Genomic DNA, 18,809 nt, shown 5'->3' with positions numbered 1-18,809 from the left:
CGAATGCGGTGTGTCAGGCAACACCATCAGGGCTGATCCAATGCATTCGCGAGCAGGCTCGCTCCCACAGGTTAGCGGTGTTGTTCAGATTGGGTGTTCTCAAGCACAGTGACGGTCGCTGTGGTGCCCGCACGCAGGCGGTTCTTGCCGGCGTAGTCACCATCAATGTCGATCCGCACCGGCACCCGCTGTGCCAGTTTTACCCAGGTGTAGCTCGGGTTGATGTTGGCCAACAGCCGGCTGCCCGGCGCGTTTTCCCGGTCGGCGATGGCGAAGGCGATGCTCTGCACCTTGCCGCCGAAGGTCTCCCCACTCATCAATTGCACCCGCACCCGATCACCCTCTGTAATCCGCGGTAATTTGGTTTCTTCGAAATAGCCGCTGATGTAGAACGAATCGCTGTCGACCAGCGCCAACAACGCGCCTCCACTCACTGCATAGTCACCTTCGCGAGTCAGCAGATTGGTGACATAACCGCTCACCGGGGACTCGACGCGGGTGCGCTGCAAGTCCAGTTCGGCTTGGGTCAGCGCGGCAATCGCCAACTGCACGTTGGCCTCGGCCAGACCGAGATTGGCCTGATTGCGTAAAAGATCCGCCTGGGCCACCGCCACATCGGTACTGGATTTTTCCCACTCCTCACCGGAAATCGCATAACCCTGCTTGAGCGTACGCCGCCGACGCTCTTCACTTTGCCGCTGCTTGAGCAAGGCTTCGCTGGCAACGATCGCCGCTTGCGACTGACCCAGCGTTGCCTTTGCGACTTCCACCTCACGGCGCGAGTGTTCCACCGCGAGGCGGTAGCGCGCCGGGTCGATCTCCATCAACAATTGCCCCTTGTCGACATGCTGGTTGTCCTGCACGGCCAGACTGACGATACGCCCGGAAACATCCGCCGACAGCGTCACCACATCGGCTCTGACCCGCGCATCGCGAGTCCACGGCGCGCGGGTGTAATGCTCCCAGGCAAACCAGCCGAGGACGATCGCCAACAGCACCACCGCCAACGTGATCAATCGCGTGAATAACACTTTCAAGGCATCAGCCTCCCATCAGCAAAATCAGCGTGGCACAGACACAGGCATACAAAGCGCCTTCGAACAGCGCTTCATGCCAGACCAGGCGCAGTACGCCAAGTCGCCGCAACCCCCAGTCCAGCAACATGAAAATCGGTATGGCCAACAGTAACGCCTGGGCAATGGGCGGCAGGTAGACACCGCCAATCTCGAAATCAATGGGCAAGGGCTGCTTCTCCTTCCGGAACAGAGTGCTGGATAGCGTCACCGTGGCGTTGTAGAAATGACACGACGATCAACAGGGCCACACGCATACGAAACAGCGACCAGACATGCTCATGGCTGGCGACGTGCAGTTCATCCAGTTCATCGCCCAATGTATGCAGCGTGGTCATCAATGGCGCCAGTTCGACATCCTGCCGCCCGGCGACAAAGCGCCCGGTCTTGCGCACGGCCGATGCCAGACGCTGAGTAAAGGCTTCTGTCAGCAGCGCATTGTTGTGTGCCTGCTGCCGCAACTGGTGCATTGCCACACCGAGTGCCACGCAAGCGAGGCTGATTTCATAGAGTTGCTGCATGGCCCGGTTGTTCACCGCTGGCAGCAGGCCGAGCATGCTGGTCAGGCGATCGACCATGCGGCTTTCAAAGGCAAACTGTTGTTCATCGGTCGCCGGGGTTTTGCTCAGTGCATACACCTGCTCGCGCGCTTCGTTGTACAAGCGGCGAAGGCGCCACGCTGGGCGAAACGGGAAAATCCACGCGTAAACGATCAGGGCAAGCATGGCCGCACTGACGTAGGCGCCGGCAAATTCGAACCATTGAATCGCCGTGTTCTGCCCGGTCCCGACATTCTGCGGGCCGATCATGAGGAAACTCGACAACCCCAACCCCATGCCGATGCCCGCCGTCGCCGGACTGGCCAGACCGATTGCGATCACATACAGCAGCGGCGCCAGCAGCAATGCCAACAGCTCGAAATCACTGATCGCCGGCACCAGCATGAATTGATAGAACGCCGAGACCACCAGCGCCAGGCCCAAGCCTCGTGCATAACTCTGTGCGGCCATGAGTGGACGCGGAAACGTCGCCATCAGCGAACAGAGAATTCCCACCAGAATCATCCCGCCCCGTGCGCCGTCCCAGGCGGTTTCGATCCAGATCAACCCGGCTACCAGCAACGCGGTGAAGGCACGAATCGCGTTCATCGACGCCAGGGTGAAATCCAGATGCAGCGGGCTGACCTGACCGCGATAGAGGCAACTGGCCTCGCGCCCTTCCTGAATGGCATCGCTCAATTCGAGGATCTGTTCCAGTTGCTGCAACAGCCGCGCCTGCTCCCAGCGCAACGCCCAGGCCAGTGAACGCAATGTGGCGCTCATGTCTTCAGTCAGTTGTTCGGCCTGATAAGCGAGCGCCTCGAACTGTTGCTGCAGCGTGATAAACCGGTGACGTGTGGGCTCGGGCAGCGATCGCCCCTGCTCGGCCAACTGGTCAAAGAGCGCCAGTTCGTCCGCACGCAGTCGCTGGATGTCCAATGGCAGATCACCCTCCCAGCGCTCAGTGAGCAGTTCGCGCTGATGGCGTAGCGCGGTCAATCGCGAGGTCAACAACATCAACTGGTTGCCCAACAGCAGTACCAGATGGTTGGCGCTGCGCAACCGTGGCGCATCGAAATACAAGTGCCGGCGCAGTCCTTCGAGGGCACTGATCTCACCGAGCAATTGCATTTGCCGACGCTGGAAATCGGCCTCGCTTTCTTCCGTGCGAAGGACCGCCGCAGCGTGACTGGCGGCCAGTTTGATGACTTGATCGACTTTGGCGAAATAACCCTTGGCCACCGCTTGCGGGCGTGCCGTCAACAGGCTGACCACGCATACGCAGGCCACGGCCAGCAAGGTTTCGGTGACGCGGGTAACCGCCAGTAAAAAGGTGCCGTCCTGATCCGGAATCGCCAGCAACGCCACGACTACAGCGGTATAACCACTGAGCACAAAGGCTTGCGAGCTGGTGTAGCGCAGCAACGTGCCGCCTGCCGTGCACAGCGCCAGCCAAAGGGCCAGGGTGGTAATGAATGGCAGCGGTGCCTGAGGAAAGATCGCCATGATCAATACCGCCACCGCCGCCCCGAGGGTCGTGCCGATCACCTGACCGAAGCTGCGTGCCAGCGCCATCCCGGCCAACGGCTGGCTGACAATGACCACTGCCATGATCGACCACTTCGGCTGATCGAGATCGAACAAGAACGCCAGGTACAGCGTCAGCAAGCCCGCCACAATGGTTCGCAGGGCAAACAGCAAGGCGGCCTGACCGGGGTGGATCACGGCTCGGAAATAATTGAACAGGGCTTGCATGGGCACACTCATCAAAGCGACTTCTGCAAGCGTAGACACTGCATCGAAAGCCTGACGGGTAACTGAGTCGACGCAGCTTGTAGGGCGATTCGCATCCACAGGGTTTGACTCGTGGCCCGCGCTGACCGAAGCTTGCCGCTCTGCTCAAGAACGCCAGTTTCGGAAACCTGCATGCCTCAGTCTCGCCGCTACCTGCTTATCAGCCTGGGCCTTGTGCTTGTCGTCGTCGTGGCCTGGCTGTCGGTGCGCAGCACCGTTCCGGTCATACCCGATGCAATCAAGCACGGTTATAGCGAAGCGCTCGATGCTGCCCGCAAGGGTCAACCGGGCGCGGCGCGTCAGTTGTATCAGCAACTGGGCCGCCCGGACATTTCGGTCAAACGCCGCGTGTGGCTGCACGGTGAGCTGGCCAATTACCCGAGCCCGCAAGCATTGAAACTGGCCGACACCGACCTGCAGAACGAAGCCCCCGCCGTGCGGCTGGCGGCGATCAAAAGCGTGGTGGGACTGGTGCCGGGCGGGCAACGCAGCCTGTTGCTCGGGCCGATGCTCGAGGATGACGACCAAACCGTGCGCTTTGCCGCGATCAACGCCCTGCTCGGCTTGACGCCGGATGAACTGGGTCTGTATTTCGCGCCGTTGCAACAAGCGATCGACGGCTGGGAACAAACGCTCAAGGCGCAGCCGGAAAGCGCCACGAACTACGCACAACTGGCCCGCCTGCACATTCACAACGCCGAACTAAAGGAAGCACAGATCGCGCTCGACAATACCCTGCGTCTGGAGCCCGGCAATCTGCAGGCGCTGGTGATGCAGATCGATGTCCTCGACCGCCAGGGCCAAACCGACGCTGCTCGGCAACTGCTGGTCAAACAGCTCAAAGCGCAACCTGATTCTGCCTACCTGCAACACGCCTTGGGTCTTTGGCTGTTGCACCACGATCAGCGCGAATACGCCCTGCTCGGTTTGTCCAAAGCCGTCGAGCTGGAGCCCGATAACAAGGATTACCGCTACGACCTCGCCACCACCCTGCACAGCGCCGAAGAACTGGAAGCGGCGCAAAACCAGTTGCAGGAAATCGTTCAGCGCCACCCCGCTGACCGCAAGGCGCGGGTGTTGCTGATCAACTACTGGAAAGAAAGCGGCCAATTGCAGAACGTGCAGATTCTGTTGGCGCAGCTGGAACAGCTCAACCCGGATGATCCGGCCTTGCAGCAGGGTCTCTGAGCCACTGTTGACCGTTCAATCGACACATTTGGCAAGGAATTTCGGAACTGCCATCACGGCGCAAGGTCAAGTTATTCAGGCTGCTCGATAAGTTGGCGGCCTCGCTTCCCTTAGTCATGAGAGGGCATTTTTTGTCTACTTCTAACGAGTTGATCAGTGCGAAAGCCGCTACCGGCATTGTGGGTCTGGATGACATCCTCGCCGGTGGTCTGTCTCGCGGTCATGTTTTTTTGCTGGAGGGTGAACCCGGTACCGGCAAAACCACGGTCGCTTTGCATTTTCTCTTGGCCGGCGCGAAAGCCGGCGAGCGCTCGTTGTACATCACGCTCTCGGAAACCGAGCGCGAATTAAGGCAAGGGGCGTTGTCCCACGGCTGGACGCTGGATGACAACATCAAGATCTTCGAGCTGACGCCCCCGGAGAGCCTGCTCAATGCTGAACACCAGCAGAGCCTGCTGTACTCCTCCGACCTGGAGCTGGGCGAAGCCACCAAGCAGATTTTCGAAGCGGTCGAACGCTTCAAGCCTACGCGTGTGGTCCTCGACAGCCTGTCGGAGATTCGTTTGCTGGCGCAAAGCTCTTTGCGTTATCGCCGGCAGATTCTGGCCATCAAACATTACTTCGTGCGCTACAACGCGACCGTACTGCTGCTCGACGACCTGACCACCGAGTCCCTCGACAAAACCGTGCACAGCGTGGCCCACGGGGTGATTCGTCTTGAAGAACTGACACCCAACTACGGCGCCGAGCGCCGACGCGTGCGGGTGGTCAAGTACCGTGGCCAGAAGTATCGCGGTGGTTTCCATGACTTCACCATCATGGGCGATGGCGTGCATGTGTTCCCACGGCTAGTGGCGGCTGAACATCGCGGCGACTATGCGCGTTTGCAGCTGTCCAGCGGCATCCCGGAAATGGACGCCCTGCTCGGCGGCGGCATCGAAACCGGCTCCAGTACGCTGATTCTCGGCCCTGCCGGTACCGGTAAATCGCTGATCTCGATGATCTTCGCCGCCGCTGCGGTACTACGCGGGGAAAAAGCCGCGCTGTTTATCTTCGATGAAGAACTCGGCCTGCTGTTCGAACGCATGAAAAACATCGGCATCGACCTCAAGGCGCTGCAAGCCACCGGTAATCTGTTGATCGAACAGGTCGACGCTGCCGAACTGTCGCCGGGCGAGTTCTCTCATCGCGTGCGGCGCTGCGTCGATGAAGGTCAAATCAAAACCGTGGTCATCGATAGCATCAACGGCTATCAGGCGGCAATGCCGGAAGAAAACGCGCTGGTGCTACACATGCACGAACTGTTGCTGTACCTGAACCGCAAAGGTGCGGCGACCTTCATGACCGTTGCCCAACATGGTCTGGTTGGCGACATGCAAGCGCCGGTCGACATTACTTATCTGGCTGACACGGTGATTCTGTTGCGCTACTTCGAAGCACTGGGCAAAGTCCGCCGCGCGATCTCGATCATCAAGAAACGCACCGGCAGCCACGAATCGACCATTCGTGAATACCGCATTTCCACGCAAGGCATGACCATCGGCGAACCGCTGGAGGCCTTTCAGGGCGTACTGCGTGGCGTCCCCACCTACCTCGGTGCGAGTAATCCGTTGCTTCGGGAAGAAAGCTTGTGACGGTCCAGGTGCCGCTGGCTGAACGGGCGCTGATTCTGGCGCCCGTGGGTCGCGACAGCCAGATTGCGCTGATGATCCTCAACGAGGCCGGTTACGGCGGGCTGGTCACGCCCGGTCTGGGTTCGCTGTGTACGGAACTGGAACTGGGTGCCGGGCTGGTGCTGGTCGCCGCCGAAGCCTTGCGCGGGCCGGAACTGGAAGCGCTGTTCCTGTATCTGGAACAGCAACCTGCGTGGTCGGACCTGCCGATTGTGCTGTTGACCCATCACGGCGGTCAGGAACAAGGCCCCTCCTCGCGCCTGAGCGATCTGCTGGGTAACGTGACATTCCTTGAGCGACCGTTTCATCCGGCGACACTGGTCAGTATGGTTTCTGCCGCGTTGCGCGGCCGACGACGACAGTACGAGGCCCGCGACCGGCTGATCGACTTGAGCGAAAGTGAACGGCGCCTGCAATCGACCCTGGAAACCCTCGAGCAACAGGTCGAGGAGCGTACCGCGCAACTGCGCCACAACGAAGAAGCACTGCGTCAGTCGCAGAAAATGGAAGCGGTCGGCCAACTCACCGGCGGCATCGCCCACGACTTCAACAACATGCTCACCGGCATCATCGGCAGCCTTGAGTTGCTGCGTCGACGTCTGGCCCGTGGGCGTACGGATGACCTCGACAGCCTGATTGATCTGGGCGTGACCTCGGCCAATCGCGCCGCCGGTCTGACCCATCGTCTGCTGGCGTTTTCGCGCCGCCAGTCGCTCGATTCCAAAGCCGTGCAGATGAACACGCTGGTGCTGTCAATGGGTGAGCTGCTGCAACGCAGCCTCAACGAAAGCATTCAGCTGGACATGCGCCTCAACGACAAATTATGGGTGGCCGAGGCCGATCCGAATCAACTGGAAAGCGCCCTGCTCAACCTGGTGATCAATGCCCGCGACGCCATGCCTGACGGCGGCAAACTGGTGGTCGAGACCAGCAATCAAGTACTCAAACGCGAATTCACTGAAGCCTACAGCAACCTCGAACCCGGTGATTACGTGATGCTCAGTGTCACCGACAACGGCAGCGGCATGCCGCAAAGTGTCATCAACCGTGCGTTCGATCCTTTCTTCACCACCAAACCGATCGGCCAGGGCACGGGGCTGGGTCTGTCGATGATCTACGGTTTCAGCAAGCAGTCACGCGGGCATGTCTCGATCGACAGCGAAATCGATGAGGGCACCACAGTCAGGCTCTACCTGCCACGTTTTCGCGGCGAAGAACTGGCTAGCCCTGCCCCCGATGTTCAACAACTGCCGGATGCACTGGACGGCGAAACCGTGCTGATCGTCGAAGACGACCCGGCCGTGCGCGTGCTGGTTTGCGCGGTACTTGGTGAGCTGGGTTATGCCTTTGTCGAAGCCTGGGATGCCGACAGCGCCGTGCCGATTCTGAACTCGACGCAGCGCATTGATCTGCTGATCAGCGATGTCGGCCTGCCGGGCATGAACGGCCGGCAACTGGCGGAAGTCGGCCGTCAATATCGGCCAGGTCTGAAGGTGTTGTTTATCACCGGATACGCCGAGCACGCGGCGGTGCGTGGCGGCTTCCTCGATTCGGGGATGCAGATGATCACCAAACCGTTCACTTTTGACCTGTTGACCGCCAAGGTGCGGGAGATGATCAAAAGCTGAAACGCTGAAACTGTAGGAGCTGCCGCAGGCTGCGATCTTTTGATCTTGCTTTTAACGATAAACATCAAAAGATCGTCCGATCGCGGCCCGAGCCTGCGGCAGCTCCTACACAGATATCAGGCGAGCAATTCCTGAATCTTTTCCTGCAACACATCCAGGTCGAACGGCTTTTCCAGGATCGGCGCCTTGCGCGTGATCGGGCTGCCCGTTTCGCGGATTTCCTGCGGATAACCGCTGATAAAAATCACCTTCAGGTCCGGGCGTAATTTCACCGCCGGTTCAGCGATCTGCACGCCGGAGATCCCGCCCGGCAGACGGAAATCGGTGATCAACATGTCCAGATGCGGCTTGCTCGCAAGAATCTCGAACGCCTGCTCGCCATTTTCCGCCTGCAACACGCGATACCCCTGCCCTGACAAGTAATCCGTCAGGACCATCAAGATAACCGGTTCGTCCTCGACGACGAGTACTACATCTTGTGCATCTACGCTCATGGGAAGCCTTTGTTCGGTCAATAGCTGCTGATACGACCGTACGGTCAATCAGAGGTTGCGTCGGATGTGCCGTTTTCCTGAATTGGCAGACAAACGCGAAACAGGGCGCCTTCGTTGATTTCACTCTCGACGACGATGGAGCCGCCATGGGCGGCGATGATCTGTTCGGAAATGAACAGACCCAGCCCGAGCCCGGCCACTACCGTCTTGGCGGAAACCCGTTCGAACTGTTGGAAAATACGCTTCTGGTTCTCTTGGCTGATGCCGATGCCACGGTCCTGCACCTCGACCCGAGCCTCATTACCTTCACGGTAAACCCGCACCTGAATCGGGCTGCGACCGCCGTAGCGCAGGGCGTTGGTCAGCAAGTTGGTCACCACTTGCTCGATGCGGAACTCATCCCAGTTACCTTCCACCGGCGCTGGCGCGGTGAACGACACTTCGGTTTCAGCGGCTTCGATCTGTGCCGCGAAGTTTTGCAGCAGGTTGCTCACCAGTTGCACCAGATCGAAACGACTCGGGCGGATCGACAACTTGCCGGTACGAATGCGTGAAACGTCGAGCATGTCTTCGATCAGGCGGATCAGGCTTTTGATCTGCCGCTCATCGCGGTCGACCATGGCGTGCATCTTGTCGAGGGTGAACGCCGCCGCGTTGTCACGGGCCAGGTGCATTTTGCGCAACTGGGTTTCGAGGATCAGGCCGTTGAGCGGCGTACGCACTTCGTGAGCGACGATGGACATGAAGTCGTCGCGCATGCGCACTGCCTGCTCCAATTCCAGCTGAGTGCTCTGCAGTTGTTGCAGCAGCGCTTCCTGCTCGCGTCGAGCCTGTTCCAGCGCTTCGAGCTGTTGCTTCATCGCCTTGCTCTGGCGGTACAGATCGACGAAGACATTGACCTTGCTCTTCACCGCATGGATATCCAGCGGTTTGTGCAGAAAGTCCACCGCCCCGCTCTCGTAACCCTTGAACGCATAATTGAGTTCACGGCCGGCGGCGCTGACGAAAATGATCGGGATGTTCTTGGTTTTCTCGGTGCCGCGCATCAACTCGGCGAGCTCGAAGCCGTTCATGCCCGGCATCTGCACGTCGAGGATGGCCATGGCGAACTCGTGTTGCAGCAGCAGCGACAGCGCTTCGTCCGCCGACAACGCTTTATAGACGGTACGGTCTTCACGCTTGATCAGCGCTTCGAGTGCCAGCAGGTTCTCCGGCAGATCGTCGACGATCAGCAGTTTGGCTTGGATATTACTCAGCATGCGATTCGTTCCAGCTCGACAAGCAGACGGCCGATGCCGTGAATGGGTAGGACATGATCCGGCTGCTGAATGTTCAGTGCAGCCTGGGGCATGGTGGCGACTTGCGCCTCTTCGGGATCCTGGACAATGGTCAATCCGCCACAGCGTTTGACCTGCGCCAGCCCGCGCGCGCCATCGTGATTGGCGCCGGTCAGCAGGACAGCGGCCAGTGATGAACCGTACGCGTCGGCGGCCGATTCAAACAGGTAGTCGATCGAAGGTCGGGAATAATGCACGCGGTCCTCAAGACTCAGCGACAGGCTGCGATCCTGCTCCACCGACAGGTGATAACCCGGTGTAGCGAAATAAACCGTCCCGGGAGCTATGTCCTGCTTGTCCGTCGCCTCTTCCACCGGCAGCATCAGGCGCCGGGCAAACACCTCAGCCAATTGGCTGCGGCGCTCTTCGGGCAGGTGCAGCACGACAATGATCGGCAGCACGAAGCCTTGACGCAGCGGCCCGAGCAAGCTCAGCAGCGCCTCAACGCCACCGGCGGAAGCACCGACCACAATCGCCTCGACGCGAGGTAAAGCCACGGCCTCGTTCATGTTTTGCGGTAGATCCGTTCTTGTTTCACCAGCGGCTCGAACTGGTTGGCATAGCTGGAAAAATCCAGCGTCTCTTTGCTGCCGAGCACCAGAAAACCACGATGGCAAAGCGATTCATGGAACAAGCCAAACGCCCGATCCTGCAGCTTCTTGTTGAAGTAGATCAGCACGTTGCGGCAGGAAATCAACTGGGTTTCGGAGAACACACTGTCGGTCGCCAGACTGTGGTCGGCGAAGGTCACGTTTTCGCACAGGCTCTTGTCGAAAATCGCGTAACCGTACGCTGCCGTGTAGTAGTCGGCAAACGATCGCTGACCACCGGCCTGCTGATAGTTGGCGGTGTACGCGCGAACATTCTCCATCGAGAAAATCCCCTGCTTGGCCTTGTCCAGCGAGCGCGGGTTGATGTCGGTGGCATAGATGATCGTGCGATCGAGCAGGCCTTCTTCGCGCAGCAGAATCGCCATCGAATAGACCTCCTCGCCCGTGCTGCACCCGGCGATCCAGATCTTGATCGACGGATAGGTGCGCAGCAGCGGCACCACTTCCCGGCGAATGGCGAGGAAGTGCGACGGGTCACGAAACATTTCGCTGACCGGGATCGTCAGCAATTGCAGCAACTGCATGAACGCCGTCGGATCGTGCAGAACCTTTTCCTGCAATGCGGAAATGGTCGCGCACTCGAACTGGCTCAGCGCGTGCTGCACCCGGCGCTTGATCGAAGCGCCGGAGTAATCGCGAAAATCGTAGCTGTACTTGAGGTAAATCGCCTCGATCAACAAGCGCAGTTCGATTTCACTGTTTCGTTCGGCTGGCGTACTGCTTTCCACTAAATGCGTTCCATCTTCGGTAACCACACGCGAATCAGCGAGAACAGCCGATCCAGGTCGATGGGCTTGGCCAGGTAATCATTGGCGCCCGCCTGCAGGCAGCGCTCCTGATCGTCCTTCATGGCCTTGGCCGTCACCGCGATGATCGGCAGCTTGCGCCAGCGCGGATCCTTGCGGATTTCAATGGTGGCTTCGAAACCGTCCATTTCCGGCATCATCACGTCCATCAACACCAGATCGATGTCCTCGACTTCATTGAGTCTTTCAATCGCCTCACGCCCGTTCCGGCCGATGACCACGACTGCACCTTTGGTCTCCAGAGCGCTGGTGAGGGCGAAAATGTTACGCACATCGTCGTCCACCAGCAGCACCTTGCGACCCTCGAAGACCTTGTCACGGCTGCGCGCGGTCTTGAGCATCTTCTGCCGTTCATGGGACAACTGCGATTCGACTTTGTGCAGAAAGAGTGTGACCTCGTCCAGCAAACGCTCCGGCGAACGTGCGCCCTTGATGATGATCGAGCGCGAATACTTGCGCAGTTCGGCTTCTTCATCGCGGGTCAGGTTGCGCCCGGTGTAGACGATGACCGGCGGGAACGAGCAGATATCCTCTGTGGACATGCGCTTTAGCAGGTCGTTGCCGAGCATGTCCGGCAGCTTCAAATCGATAACCATGCAGTCGTAGATCGTCGTGCGCAGTAGCTCCAAAGCATCCTGCGCGAGGCCAACGGCGGTGATTTCGATGTCTTCGTCGCCAATCAGTCGCGCGATGCTTTCGCGCTGCAGATCGTCGTCCTCGACCAACAGCACGCGTTTGACCTTCTGGGTCAGCTTGGCTTCGAGGCGGGCGAACACGTCCTTCAGCTCTTCGCGGGTGGTCGGCTTGACCGCGTAACCGATCGCGCCCATGTGCATGGCCGCTTCGACACGGTCTTCGACGGAAATCACATGCACCGGGATGTGGCGGGTTTCAGCGTGCTCTTTCAGGCGCTGCAACACGGTGAGGCCAGAGTGATCCGGCAGGCGCATGTCGAGCAGGATCGCGTCCGGCACAAACTCTTTCGCCAGGTCATAACCCTCGTCGGCGCCGTGGGCCACGAGACACTGATAACCGAGTTCATGCGCCAGATCGTAGAGGATGTGCGCAAAGTTCGGCTCATCTTCCACCACAAGAATGCAACGCGTGGCAAACGGTGCCTTGTCGCGGTCGTCGGCGAAGCGCGGAATATGCACCGGCGCCAACGGCGAAACCACCGGCGCCAATGGCGCGCTGGCCACCGCCGCTGGCGGAGTAAAGGTCAACGGTGCGAACGGTACGTCGCTGGACTCGTCGAACTGCTGCGGCAACACCAGTGTGAACACACTGCCCTGCCCCGGCGCGCTGCTGACGCTGATCGAACCGCCGAGCAAGTTCGCCAGATCCCGCGAAATCGAAAGGCCCAGACCAGTGCCGCCGTATTTGCGGTTGGTGGTGCCGTCGGCCTGGCGGAACGCTTCGAAAATACTCTCCTGCTGATCGGCGGCAATGCCGATACCCGAATCACGCACAATGAACGCAATCCGATCATCCGGCTGGCCAGCGATGGTCAGGCTGACGGTGCCCTTCTCGGTGAATTTCACGGCGTTGGACAGCAGGTTCTTGATCACCTGCTCCAGACGCTGGCGGTCGGTGAACAACATGGCCGGCGTGCCTGGCTGCAAATCGACACTGAAGGTCAGCTGCTTGTCTGCCGCCAGCGGCTCGAACACATTGCGCAGGCCCTCGGCCAGGCGCGCGACGCTAGTGTTCTCGGGAATCACTTCGAGCTTGCCCGCCTCGACCTTGGAGATGTCCAGAATGTCGTTGATCAGGTTGAGCAGATCGTTGCCGGCAGAATAGATCGACTCGGCAAACTTGACCTGCTCGGCGCTGAGGTTGTCCTGCGGGTTCTCCGCCAGCAACTTGGCCAGAATCAGCGAACTGTTCAGCGGCGTGCGCAGTTCGTGGGACATGTTGGCGAGGAATTCGGACTTGTACTTGCTCGAACGCTGCAACTCTTCGGCGCGTTCTTCGAGCTGTACCTGAGCCTGATTGAGTTCGCTGTTCTTCAGGTCCATGGCGTCGCGCTGCTCGGCCAAAGTCTGCGCCTGCTCGGCAAGCTGCTCGTTGGTCTGTTCCAGTTCGACTTGCTGGGTTTCCAGATGCGCTTGGGATTCCTTGAGAATCCGCGATTGCTCCTCCAGCTCTTCGTTGGCGGTTTTCAGCTCTTCCTGCTGCACCTGCAACTCTTCGTTGAGCTGCTGGGTTTCGGCCAGCACTTCCTGCAAACGCTGACGGTAGCGCGCCGCTTCGATGGAGGTGCCGATGTTGCCGGCAATCAGCTCCAGCAGTTCGATATCGCGTTCATTGAGCGGACGCAGGAAACCCAGTTCGATCACGCCATTGACCCGATCGTCATCGCTGGTCGGCACCACCAGCACACTGTGCGGCAAGCCTTCGCCCAGCCCTGAACTGACTTTGAAGTAGTCCGACGGCACCGAATCCAGACGAATCAGCCGCGCCTGCTGCGCCACTTGGCCAACGATGCCTTCGCCGCTGTAGATCGACTGGTCCTGCTCTTCCTGCTCGCGGGAGAAACCGTAAGTGGCCACGCGCTTGAGGCCACCGTGCTCTTCACGCACATACAGCGCGGCCACGGCGGTGCCGAGGTATTGCGCGCAGAACTGCAGAATATTGCGTCCCAACAGATTCAGCGTCAGTTGCCCCAGCACTTGCTCGGCCAGTTCGGTCTGACCATTGCGCAACCACGCCTGTTGCTCCAGGCGCTCGGCGCTGGCTTGCTGTGCGGCCATGTTGGCGCTGTAGTTGGTCGACAGATTGACCAGATCGCGACGGCCGATATAGGCCAGCAAGCCACTGATACCGGCAATGAACAGCAGGTACAGGCTGATGCTCCAGATCGTCGTGCGGCGCACGTCTTCATTGCGCGTGGTGCGCAAAACCTGTTCGGTCTCGATGACATCTTCGAATTGCTTGCGGATTTCGTCCGTCAGGCGCTTGCCGCGTCCGGCCTTCACCGCGCCCCGGTAATCGCCGCTGGAACGCTGCAGATCAATCATCGACTGTGCGTAATTGGCCCACTCGATCTGCAAGGCTTGCAGACGGCGCAAGCGATCGGTTTGTACCGGGTTGTCGGCGGTCAATTCAAGCAAGGTGTTGAGCGCCACGGCGATGCGTGGCTTGGCCGTTTCATACGGATCGAGGAAGTGCTCGTCACCGCTGAGCAGAAAACCACGCATGCCGGTTTCCAGGTCCACGGTAAGTTTCACCGCTTCGTTGGCGTTATTGATCACCCGGTCGGTGTGCTCCACCCACTGGATCACCGACAGCAGATAAGTGATCAGCGAGACGAAGAACACGGCACTGAGCACACCGACGCCCAAAGGCAGACTGATGTTGCGACTCAGGAGTTTGCGAAACCGTTGCTCATCAACCGTAGACGGAGAGGACATGGGGCAGCCTTGTCGAACTGTTGAAAAACAGGCAGTTTGCCCCAAAACGACCGCGTGGATCCATTTTTCTCACACCTTTCGCAGCAAATTCCTACGCTCACCGGCATGTTCGCGCCCCCGAACAGTTATCCTTGCGGCCCCATCTGCGGCTATGCTTTTTTGTCTCCGGCGGGGAACTTGTGGCACTGCGCCACTTACTGATGCAAGAGCCCGGCACTTTTGATCGACCGGCGACCCTGAACTGACTTTCGAGAGCCTTAATATGTCTGCCACCCCATCCACCATCCTGGTCGTAGAAGACGACAACATCGTGCGCATGCTGATTGTCGATGTGCTCGAGGAGCTGGAGTTCAAGGTGCTCGAAGCTGACGGTGGCGAACAGGCTCTGGAGGTTCTCCAGGACGCTAATAAACACATTGACCTGATGATGACCGACGTCGGCCTGCCGGGCATGGATGGCCGCGAACTGGCCACCGAAGCACGCAAACTGCGCCCCGCCCTGCCGATCCTGTTCGCCAGTGGTTACGCAGAATCGATTGATGTTCCGGCGGGCATGCACGTTATCGGCAAGCCGTTCTCGATCGATCAACTGCGCGACAAGGTCAAGGCTGTTCTCGACCAGAACACCTGAGTACCGGGCGACCTGTGGTTTAATTGCGCGCCTTTTTTTGCCACAGCCCGCCTCAAGGAATACCCGCGCATGAACCAAGCCCCCTCCACCAAAGTCCTGGTTATTGGCTACGTCTGGCCGGAACCACGCTCTTCGGCTGCCAGCGGGCATGTCATGCAGATCCTTGAAACGTTTTTGCAGCAAGGCTGGCAGATCACGTTCAGCAGCCCGGCCGGTCCAGGCGAGCACAAGGCCGACCTGACGGCGTTGGGGATCCGCGAGGTGCCGATCGAACTCAACAACAGCAGCTTCGATCAATTCATCAGCGAACTGGCCCCGGACATCGTGCTGTTCGACCAGTTCATGATGGAGGAACAATTCGGCTGGCGGGTTGAAAAGCACTGTCCTCAGGCGCTGCGCGTGCTGGAGACTTCCGACCTGCAAAGCCTGCGGCATGCGCGTCATCAACGACTCAAGTCGCGCCTCAAGGTCAATCCTGACCAGAATGATTTCAGTGATGTATTCGCCCCAGACCTGCGCGATGAATTCGGACTGATGGCCGAAACCGATCTGGCCAAGCGCGAAATTGCCGCACTGTACCGTTGCGATCTGAACCTGATGATCTCGGAAGTGGAAATCGAACTGCTGATCGAGCAGTTCGGCTTGCCTCGACAGTTGCTGCACTGGTGCCCGTTGATGATCGATCCGCCTGCGGCCGCACCTGCCATATTTGCAGACAGGGCGAACTTCTTGAGCATCGGCAACTTCCGTCATGCGCCCAACTGGGATGCCGTGCTGTGGATGAAAACCACGATCTGGCCGCTGATTCGCGAGCAATTGCCCCGGGCCCAACTGCACATCTACGGCGCGTATACGCCGCCGAAAGCCACCGCACTGCATAACGCCAGTGAAGGCTTCCACATCATGAACTGGGCCGAAGATGCGTTGCAGGTCATGTCTGCCGCACGGGTCTGCCTGGCGCCTTTGCGCTTTGGTGCCGGGATCAAGGGCAAACTGATTGATGCCATGCTGTGTGGCACGCCCAGCGTCACGACACCGGTGGGTGCCGAGGCCATGCATGGCGATCACGCGTGGCCCGGTGCAGTTACGAGCAGCGCCGTCGAGTTCGCCAACAATGCCGTGGCGCTTTATAACGACGAGGCACGTTGGCAGGAAGCCCGTCTGGCAGGATATACGCTATTGAAACAACGCTACCCACAGTCAGCACATGGTTTGGCGTTGATAGAGAAACTGCGTTATTGCCAACAACACCTGCATAGCCTTAGAGCGAAAAACTTCACGGGCAGCATGCTTCGCCATCACGCCCATAAAAGCACTCAATATATGTCGCAATGGATTGAAGCAAAAAACAACAGCAGCCAACAAGTGCAAAATTCATAAGCAACGACTTCTACACGAATTGCATTAAAAGCCAACTTTGCCAATTAACCGGCAACCGTTATAAACATCCTGCGCGCACCACCTCCTATAAATTTTAAATCCATCGCAGGATGTATAACATGAACCAGCTTGAAAATTTCCAGGCCTCCCAATGGATGGCCGACACACCGCAAATTGACAACTTGTCGCTTTTTGAACTGACCTTGCCAGGCACACATAATGCCGGCTGCGACGGGGAAGCGAGTTATGCGCTGATCCCCGGCAAGAATTGGCTCGCCTGTCAGGACGTATCCTTCTATTCACAGCTGAATCGCGGCGCGCGGGCCCTTGATGTACGCCTGACGGTCGATAACAAGGCGACAGGTCTGGCTAAGTTTCGTTTTCACCACAATGGCTACCTGTCTTCTCGTACGCTCGAAGAACTTGTACGTGACTTGGAAGGCTTTTATGAAAGAAACACCAATGAGTTCATCATTCTGGACTTTCATGAACTGGGAAATGGCAAGGTTCCTTTTGATCATTCCGAGTTTCAGGCGTTGATACTGGAACATCTGGGTGAACGAATGATTCCCAATCGGAATCTGCATATGACCCTCGGCCAGCTCAAGGCAACCAGTCCATTGCAAAGAATAATGGTGGCAGCCCCGATGTCCTGGGAAACACAGGATTATCGAATTTATGGAAGAATCGAGCATATGTGGATCAATAAACCGCTTGTCAGTGCGCTCGACCTGCAGGGTTATATCAAAGAAGTATTGAAAATCCACAAAAGCACGTTATACCCATGGTCGCTGTCGGCAACCAGTTTTACCCTTGGCGGTCCTCAACGGATTCTCGACGATCTCGACACATGGTTCGACCCTGACAAATCCGACTGGGCAAAAAAGTGCAACATCATCAATTTCGACTTTATTAAAAACTCGAACATTGTGCGTTTCTGCCAGCGGGTCAATCAGGAAAAAGCCGTTGATAAGTCCCGCAGCATGGTTCACGAACGGGCCGTTTGAGTGAAGCTGGCGCACACCCCGAGAAACGAGGCATGATCGGCAGGCGATAACAAGAAAAGTAGCTCGCCATGACCCGAACCACCCGCGTGACCGACCCTTCTTACGAGTTGATGGATGACCATAACGGCTTGTCCATCATCTACCGCCAGCACGGTTTTCCGTGCCCGCTGGTGCGCTGGCATTTCCACAAGGAATACGAGCTGCACCTGATCGTGGCCAGCTCCGGCAAGGTGTTCATCGGCGACTACATCGGCAATTTTTACCCCGAAACCCTGTTTCTCACCGGCCCTAACTTGCCGCACAACTGGATCAGCCAGGTGGCCGAGGACGAGGTCGTTGAGAAGCGCGACATGCTGGTCAACTTCACCGACGAGCTGTTCGAGAGTGGCCACCAGGTGTTTGCCGAACTGAAAACCCTGGCGCCCCTGCTGGAACGCGCGCAGTACGGCATCGAGTTTCGCTGCAAGCGCACCATCCGCCAGGCCATGACGCTGATGCAGCGAATCGCCGACAGCAAGGGCATCACCCGCCTCGGGCACTTTTTCATCCTGATGGAGTTGCTTGCGGCCAGCGATGATTTTCAGTTGTTGTCCGGCGCCACCACTCCGCAACTGGCCGATGAGCACAATATCGATCGCACCAACCGGGCGGTCGATTACATTTTCAGCCACTACGCCCGCGATATTTCGCTGGAAGAAGTCGCCGAGCATCTGGGCATGACACCGACCTATTTCAGCCGGGTGTTCAAACAAGCCACCGGGCGCAATTTCATCGAGTTCGTCAATCGCCTGCGCATCAGCAAATCCTGCGAGCTGCTGGCCGACGGAGATAAACCGGTGACCGAGGTGTGCTTTGAATCGGGGTTCAACAATATTTCCAACTTCAATCGGCGCTTTCAGCAGCTCAAGGGCATGACGCCCTCGCATTACCGACGGCTCGCCGTGCAGCGCCTGACCGAGCAGAACCACCACTGACAACCCGATTCCCCTGTAGGAGTGAGCCTGCTCGCGATAGCGGTGGGTCAGCTTGCAGAAATGTTGGCCGACATTCCGCTATCGCGAGCAGGCTCACTCCTACAAGGGGCTGTGTCGGCATCAGAAACCTGTACGCATTCGATAGCACCTCCGCGCTGAAACGCCCTTCTCTGCATTCACCACGTCAAAGCCCAGTGCAAAAAAGTATCGACAAAAGTGCTAGGGATGATTTGTCAGCCCCGCGATTGAAGGCTGTAATCA

At 58.5% G+C, this 18,809-nt stretch carries 15 protein-coding genes; 7 read left to right on the top strand and 8 right to left on the bottom strand.

What is annotated here, in order from left to right:
* Window positions 1-71: 71 nt before the first annotated feature.
* From AC5SEM_RS10260 to AC5SEM_RS10250, 3 genes are read right to left on the bottom strand one after another with little or no spacing between them, the layout of a single operon-like run.
* Entirely contained in the window at window positions 72-1,037 is a 966-nt protein-coding gene (locus AC5SEM_RS10260) for an HlyD family secretion protein (RefSeq protein ID WP_495472860.1), read from the bottom strand.
* Between the two features lie 4 nt (window positions 1,038-1,041).
* The gene (locus AC5SEM_RS10255) at window positions 1,042-1,242 is read right to left on the bottom strand and encodes a DUF1656 domain-containing protein (protein WP_077573022.1); all 201 of its coding nucleotides are present in this window, start codon (window positions 1,240-1,242) and stop codon (window positions 1,042-1,044) included.
* Window positions 1,232-3,367 (bottom strand): FUSC family protein, encoded by a 2,136-nt coding sequence (locus tag AC5SEM_RS10250; protein ID WP_495472859.1) that lies wholly within the window; start codon window positions 3,365-3,367, stop codon window positions 1,232-1,234. The genes AC5SEM_RS10255 and AC5SEM_RS10250 overlap by 11 nt, the downstream gene beginning before the upstream one ends.
* 171 nt (window positions 3,368-3,538) lie before the next feature.
* Between AC5SEM_RS10250 and AC5SEM_RS10245 the strand changes: the two genes are divergently transcribed.
* From AC5SEM_RS10245 to AC5SEM_RS10235, 3 genes are all read left to right on the top strand, one after another.
* The gene (locus AC5SEM_RS10245) at window positions 3,539-4,594 is read left to right on the top strand and encodes a tetratricopeptide repeat protein (protein ID WP_331695695.1); all 1,056 of its coding nucleotides are present in this window, start codon (window positions 3,539-3,541) and stop codon (window positions 4,592-4,594) included.
* Between the two features lie 131 nt (window positions 4,595-4,725).
* The gene (locus tag AC5SEM_RS10240) at window positions 4,726-6,228 is read left to right on the top strand and encodes an ATPase domain-containing protein (RefSeq protein ID WP_495472858.1); all 1,503 of its coding nucleotides are present in this window, start codon (window positions 4,726-4,728) and stop codon (window positions 6,226-6,228) included.
* The gene (locus tag AC5SEM_RS10235) at window positions 6,225-7,895 is read left to right on the top strand and encodes an ATP-binding protein (protein ID WP_495472857.1); all 1,671 of its coding nucleotides are present in this window, start codon (window positions 6,225-6,227) and stop codon (window positions 7,893-7,895) included. Before AC5SEM_RS10240 ends, AC5SEM_RS10235 begins: the two co-directional genes overlap by 4 nt.
* Window positions 7,896-8,011: 116 nt before the next feature.
* Here the strand turns inward: AC5SEM_RS10235 and AC5SEM_RS10230 are convergent, their stop codons facing one another.
* Genes AC5SEM_RS10230 through AC5SEM_RS10210 form a run of 5 tightly spaced genes read right to left on the bottom strand, consistent with a single transcriptional unit; the run spans window position 8,012 to window position 14,556 of the window.
* Window positions 8,012-8,389: a response regulator gene (locus tag AC5SEM_RS10230; RefSeq protein ID WP_003225116.1), complete on the bottom strand. Its 378-nt coding sequence runs from the start codon at window positions 8,387-8,389 to the stop codon at window positions 8,012-8,014.
* Between the two features lie 44 nt (window positions 8,390-8,433).
* Window positions 8,434-9,648: a hybrid sensor histidine kinase/response regulator gene (locus AC5SEM_RS10225; protein WP_077573026.1), complete on the bottom strand. Its 1,215-nt coding sequence runs from the start codon at window positions 9,646-9,648 to the stop codon at window positions 8,434-8,436.
* Window positions 9,642-10,235 (bottom strand): chemotaxis protein CheB, encoded by a 594-nt coding sequence (locus AC5SEM_RS10220; protein WP_116028940.1) that lies wholly within the window; start codon window positions 10,233-10,235, stop codon window positions 9,642-9,644. Before AC5SEM_RS10220 ends, AC5SEM_RS10225 begins: the two co-directional genes overlap by 7 nt.
* Window positions 10,232-11,065 carry a CheR family methyltransferase gene (locus tag AC5SEM_RS10215; RefSeq protein ID WP_077573028.1) on the bottom strand — a complete coding sequence of 278 codons (834 nt, stop codon included), beginning with the start codon at window positions 11,063-11,065 and terminating at the stop codon, window positions 10,232-10,234. Before AC5SEM_RS10215 ends, AC5SEM_RS10220 begins: the two co-directional genes overlap by 4 nt.
* Window positions 11,065-14,556, bottom strand: coding sequence for a response regulator (locus AC5SEM_RS10210; protein ID WP_495472856.1), 3,492 nt, complete (start codon window positions 14,554-14,556; stop codon window positions 11,065-11,067). The genes AC5SEM_RS10215 and AC5SEM_RS10210 overlap by 1 nt, the downstream gene beginning before the upstream one ends.
* Before the next feature lie 262 nt (window positions 14,557-14,818).
* Between AC5SEM_RS10210 and AC5SEM_RS10205 the strand changes: the two genes are divergently transcribed.
* The 4 genes from AC5SEM_RS10205 to AC5SEM_RS10190 all read left to right on the top strand — a co-directional run bounded on the left by AC5SEM_RS10205 (window position 14,819) and on the right by AC5SEM_RS10190 (window position 18,548).
* A complete protein-coding gene (locus AC5SEM_RS10205; RefSeq protein WP_137217903.1) occupies window positions 14,819-15,187 on the top strand; it encodes a response regulator in 369 nt (122 codons plus the stop codon).
* A 69-nt stretch (window positions 15,188-15,256) separates the two neighbouring features.
* A complete protein-coding gene (locus tag AC5SEM_RS10200; protein WP_495472855.1) occupies window positions 15,257-16,567 on the top strand; it encodes a glycosyltransferase in 1,311 nt (436 codons plus the stop codon).
* Window positions 16,568-16,686: 119 nt separating this feature from the next.
* Window positions 16,687-17,574: a phosphatidylinositol-specific phospholipase C domain-containing protein gene (locus AC5SEM_RS10195; protein ID WP_495472854.1), complete on the top strand. Its 888-nt coding sequence runs from the start codon at window positions 16,687-16,689 to the stop codon at window positions 17,572-17,574.
* Between the two features lie 68 nt (window positions 17,575-17,642).
* Window positions 17,643-18,548 (top strand): helix-turn-helix domain-containing protein, encoded by a 906-nt coding sequence (locus AC5SEM_RS10190; protein WP_495472853.1) that lies wholly within the window; start codon window positions 17,643-17,645, stop codon window positions 18,546-18,548.
* Window positions 18,549-18,809 lie beyond the last annotated feature (261 nt).

The organism is Pseudomonas sp. CH61, assembly GCF_059429415.1.
Note: the sequence above shows the minus strand (reverse complement) of the source record. Positions and strands in the feature narration are given on the sequence as shown.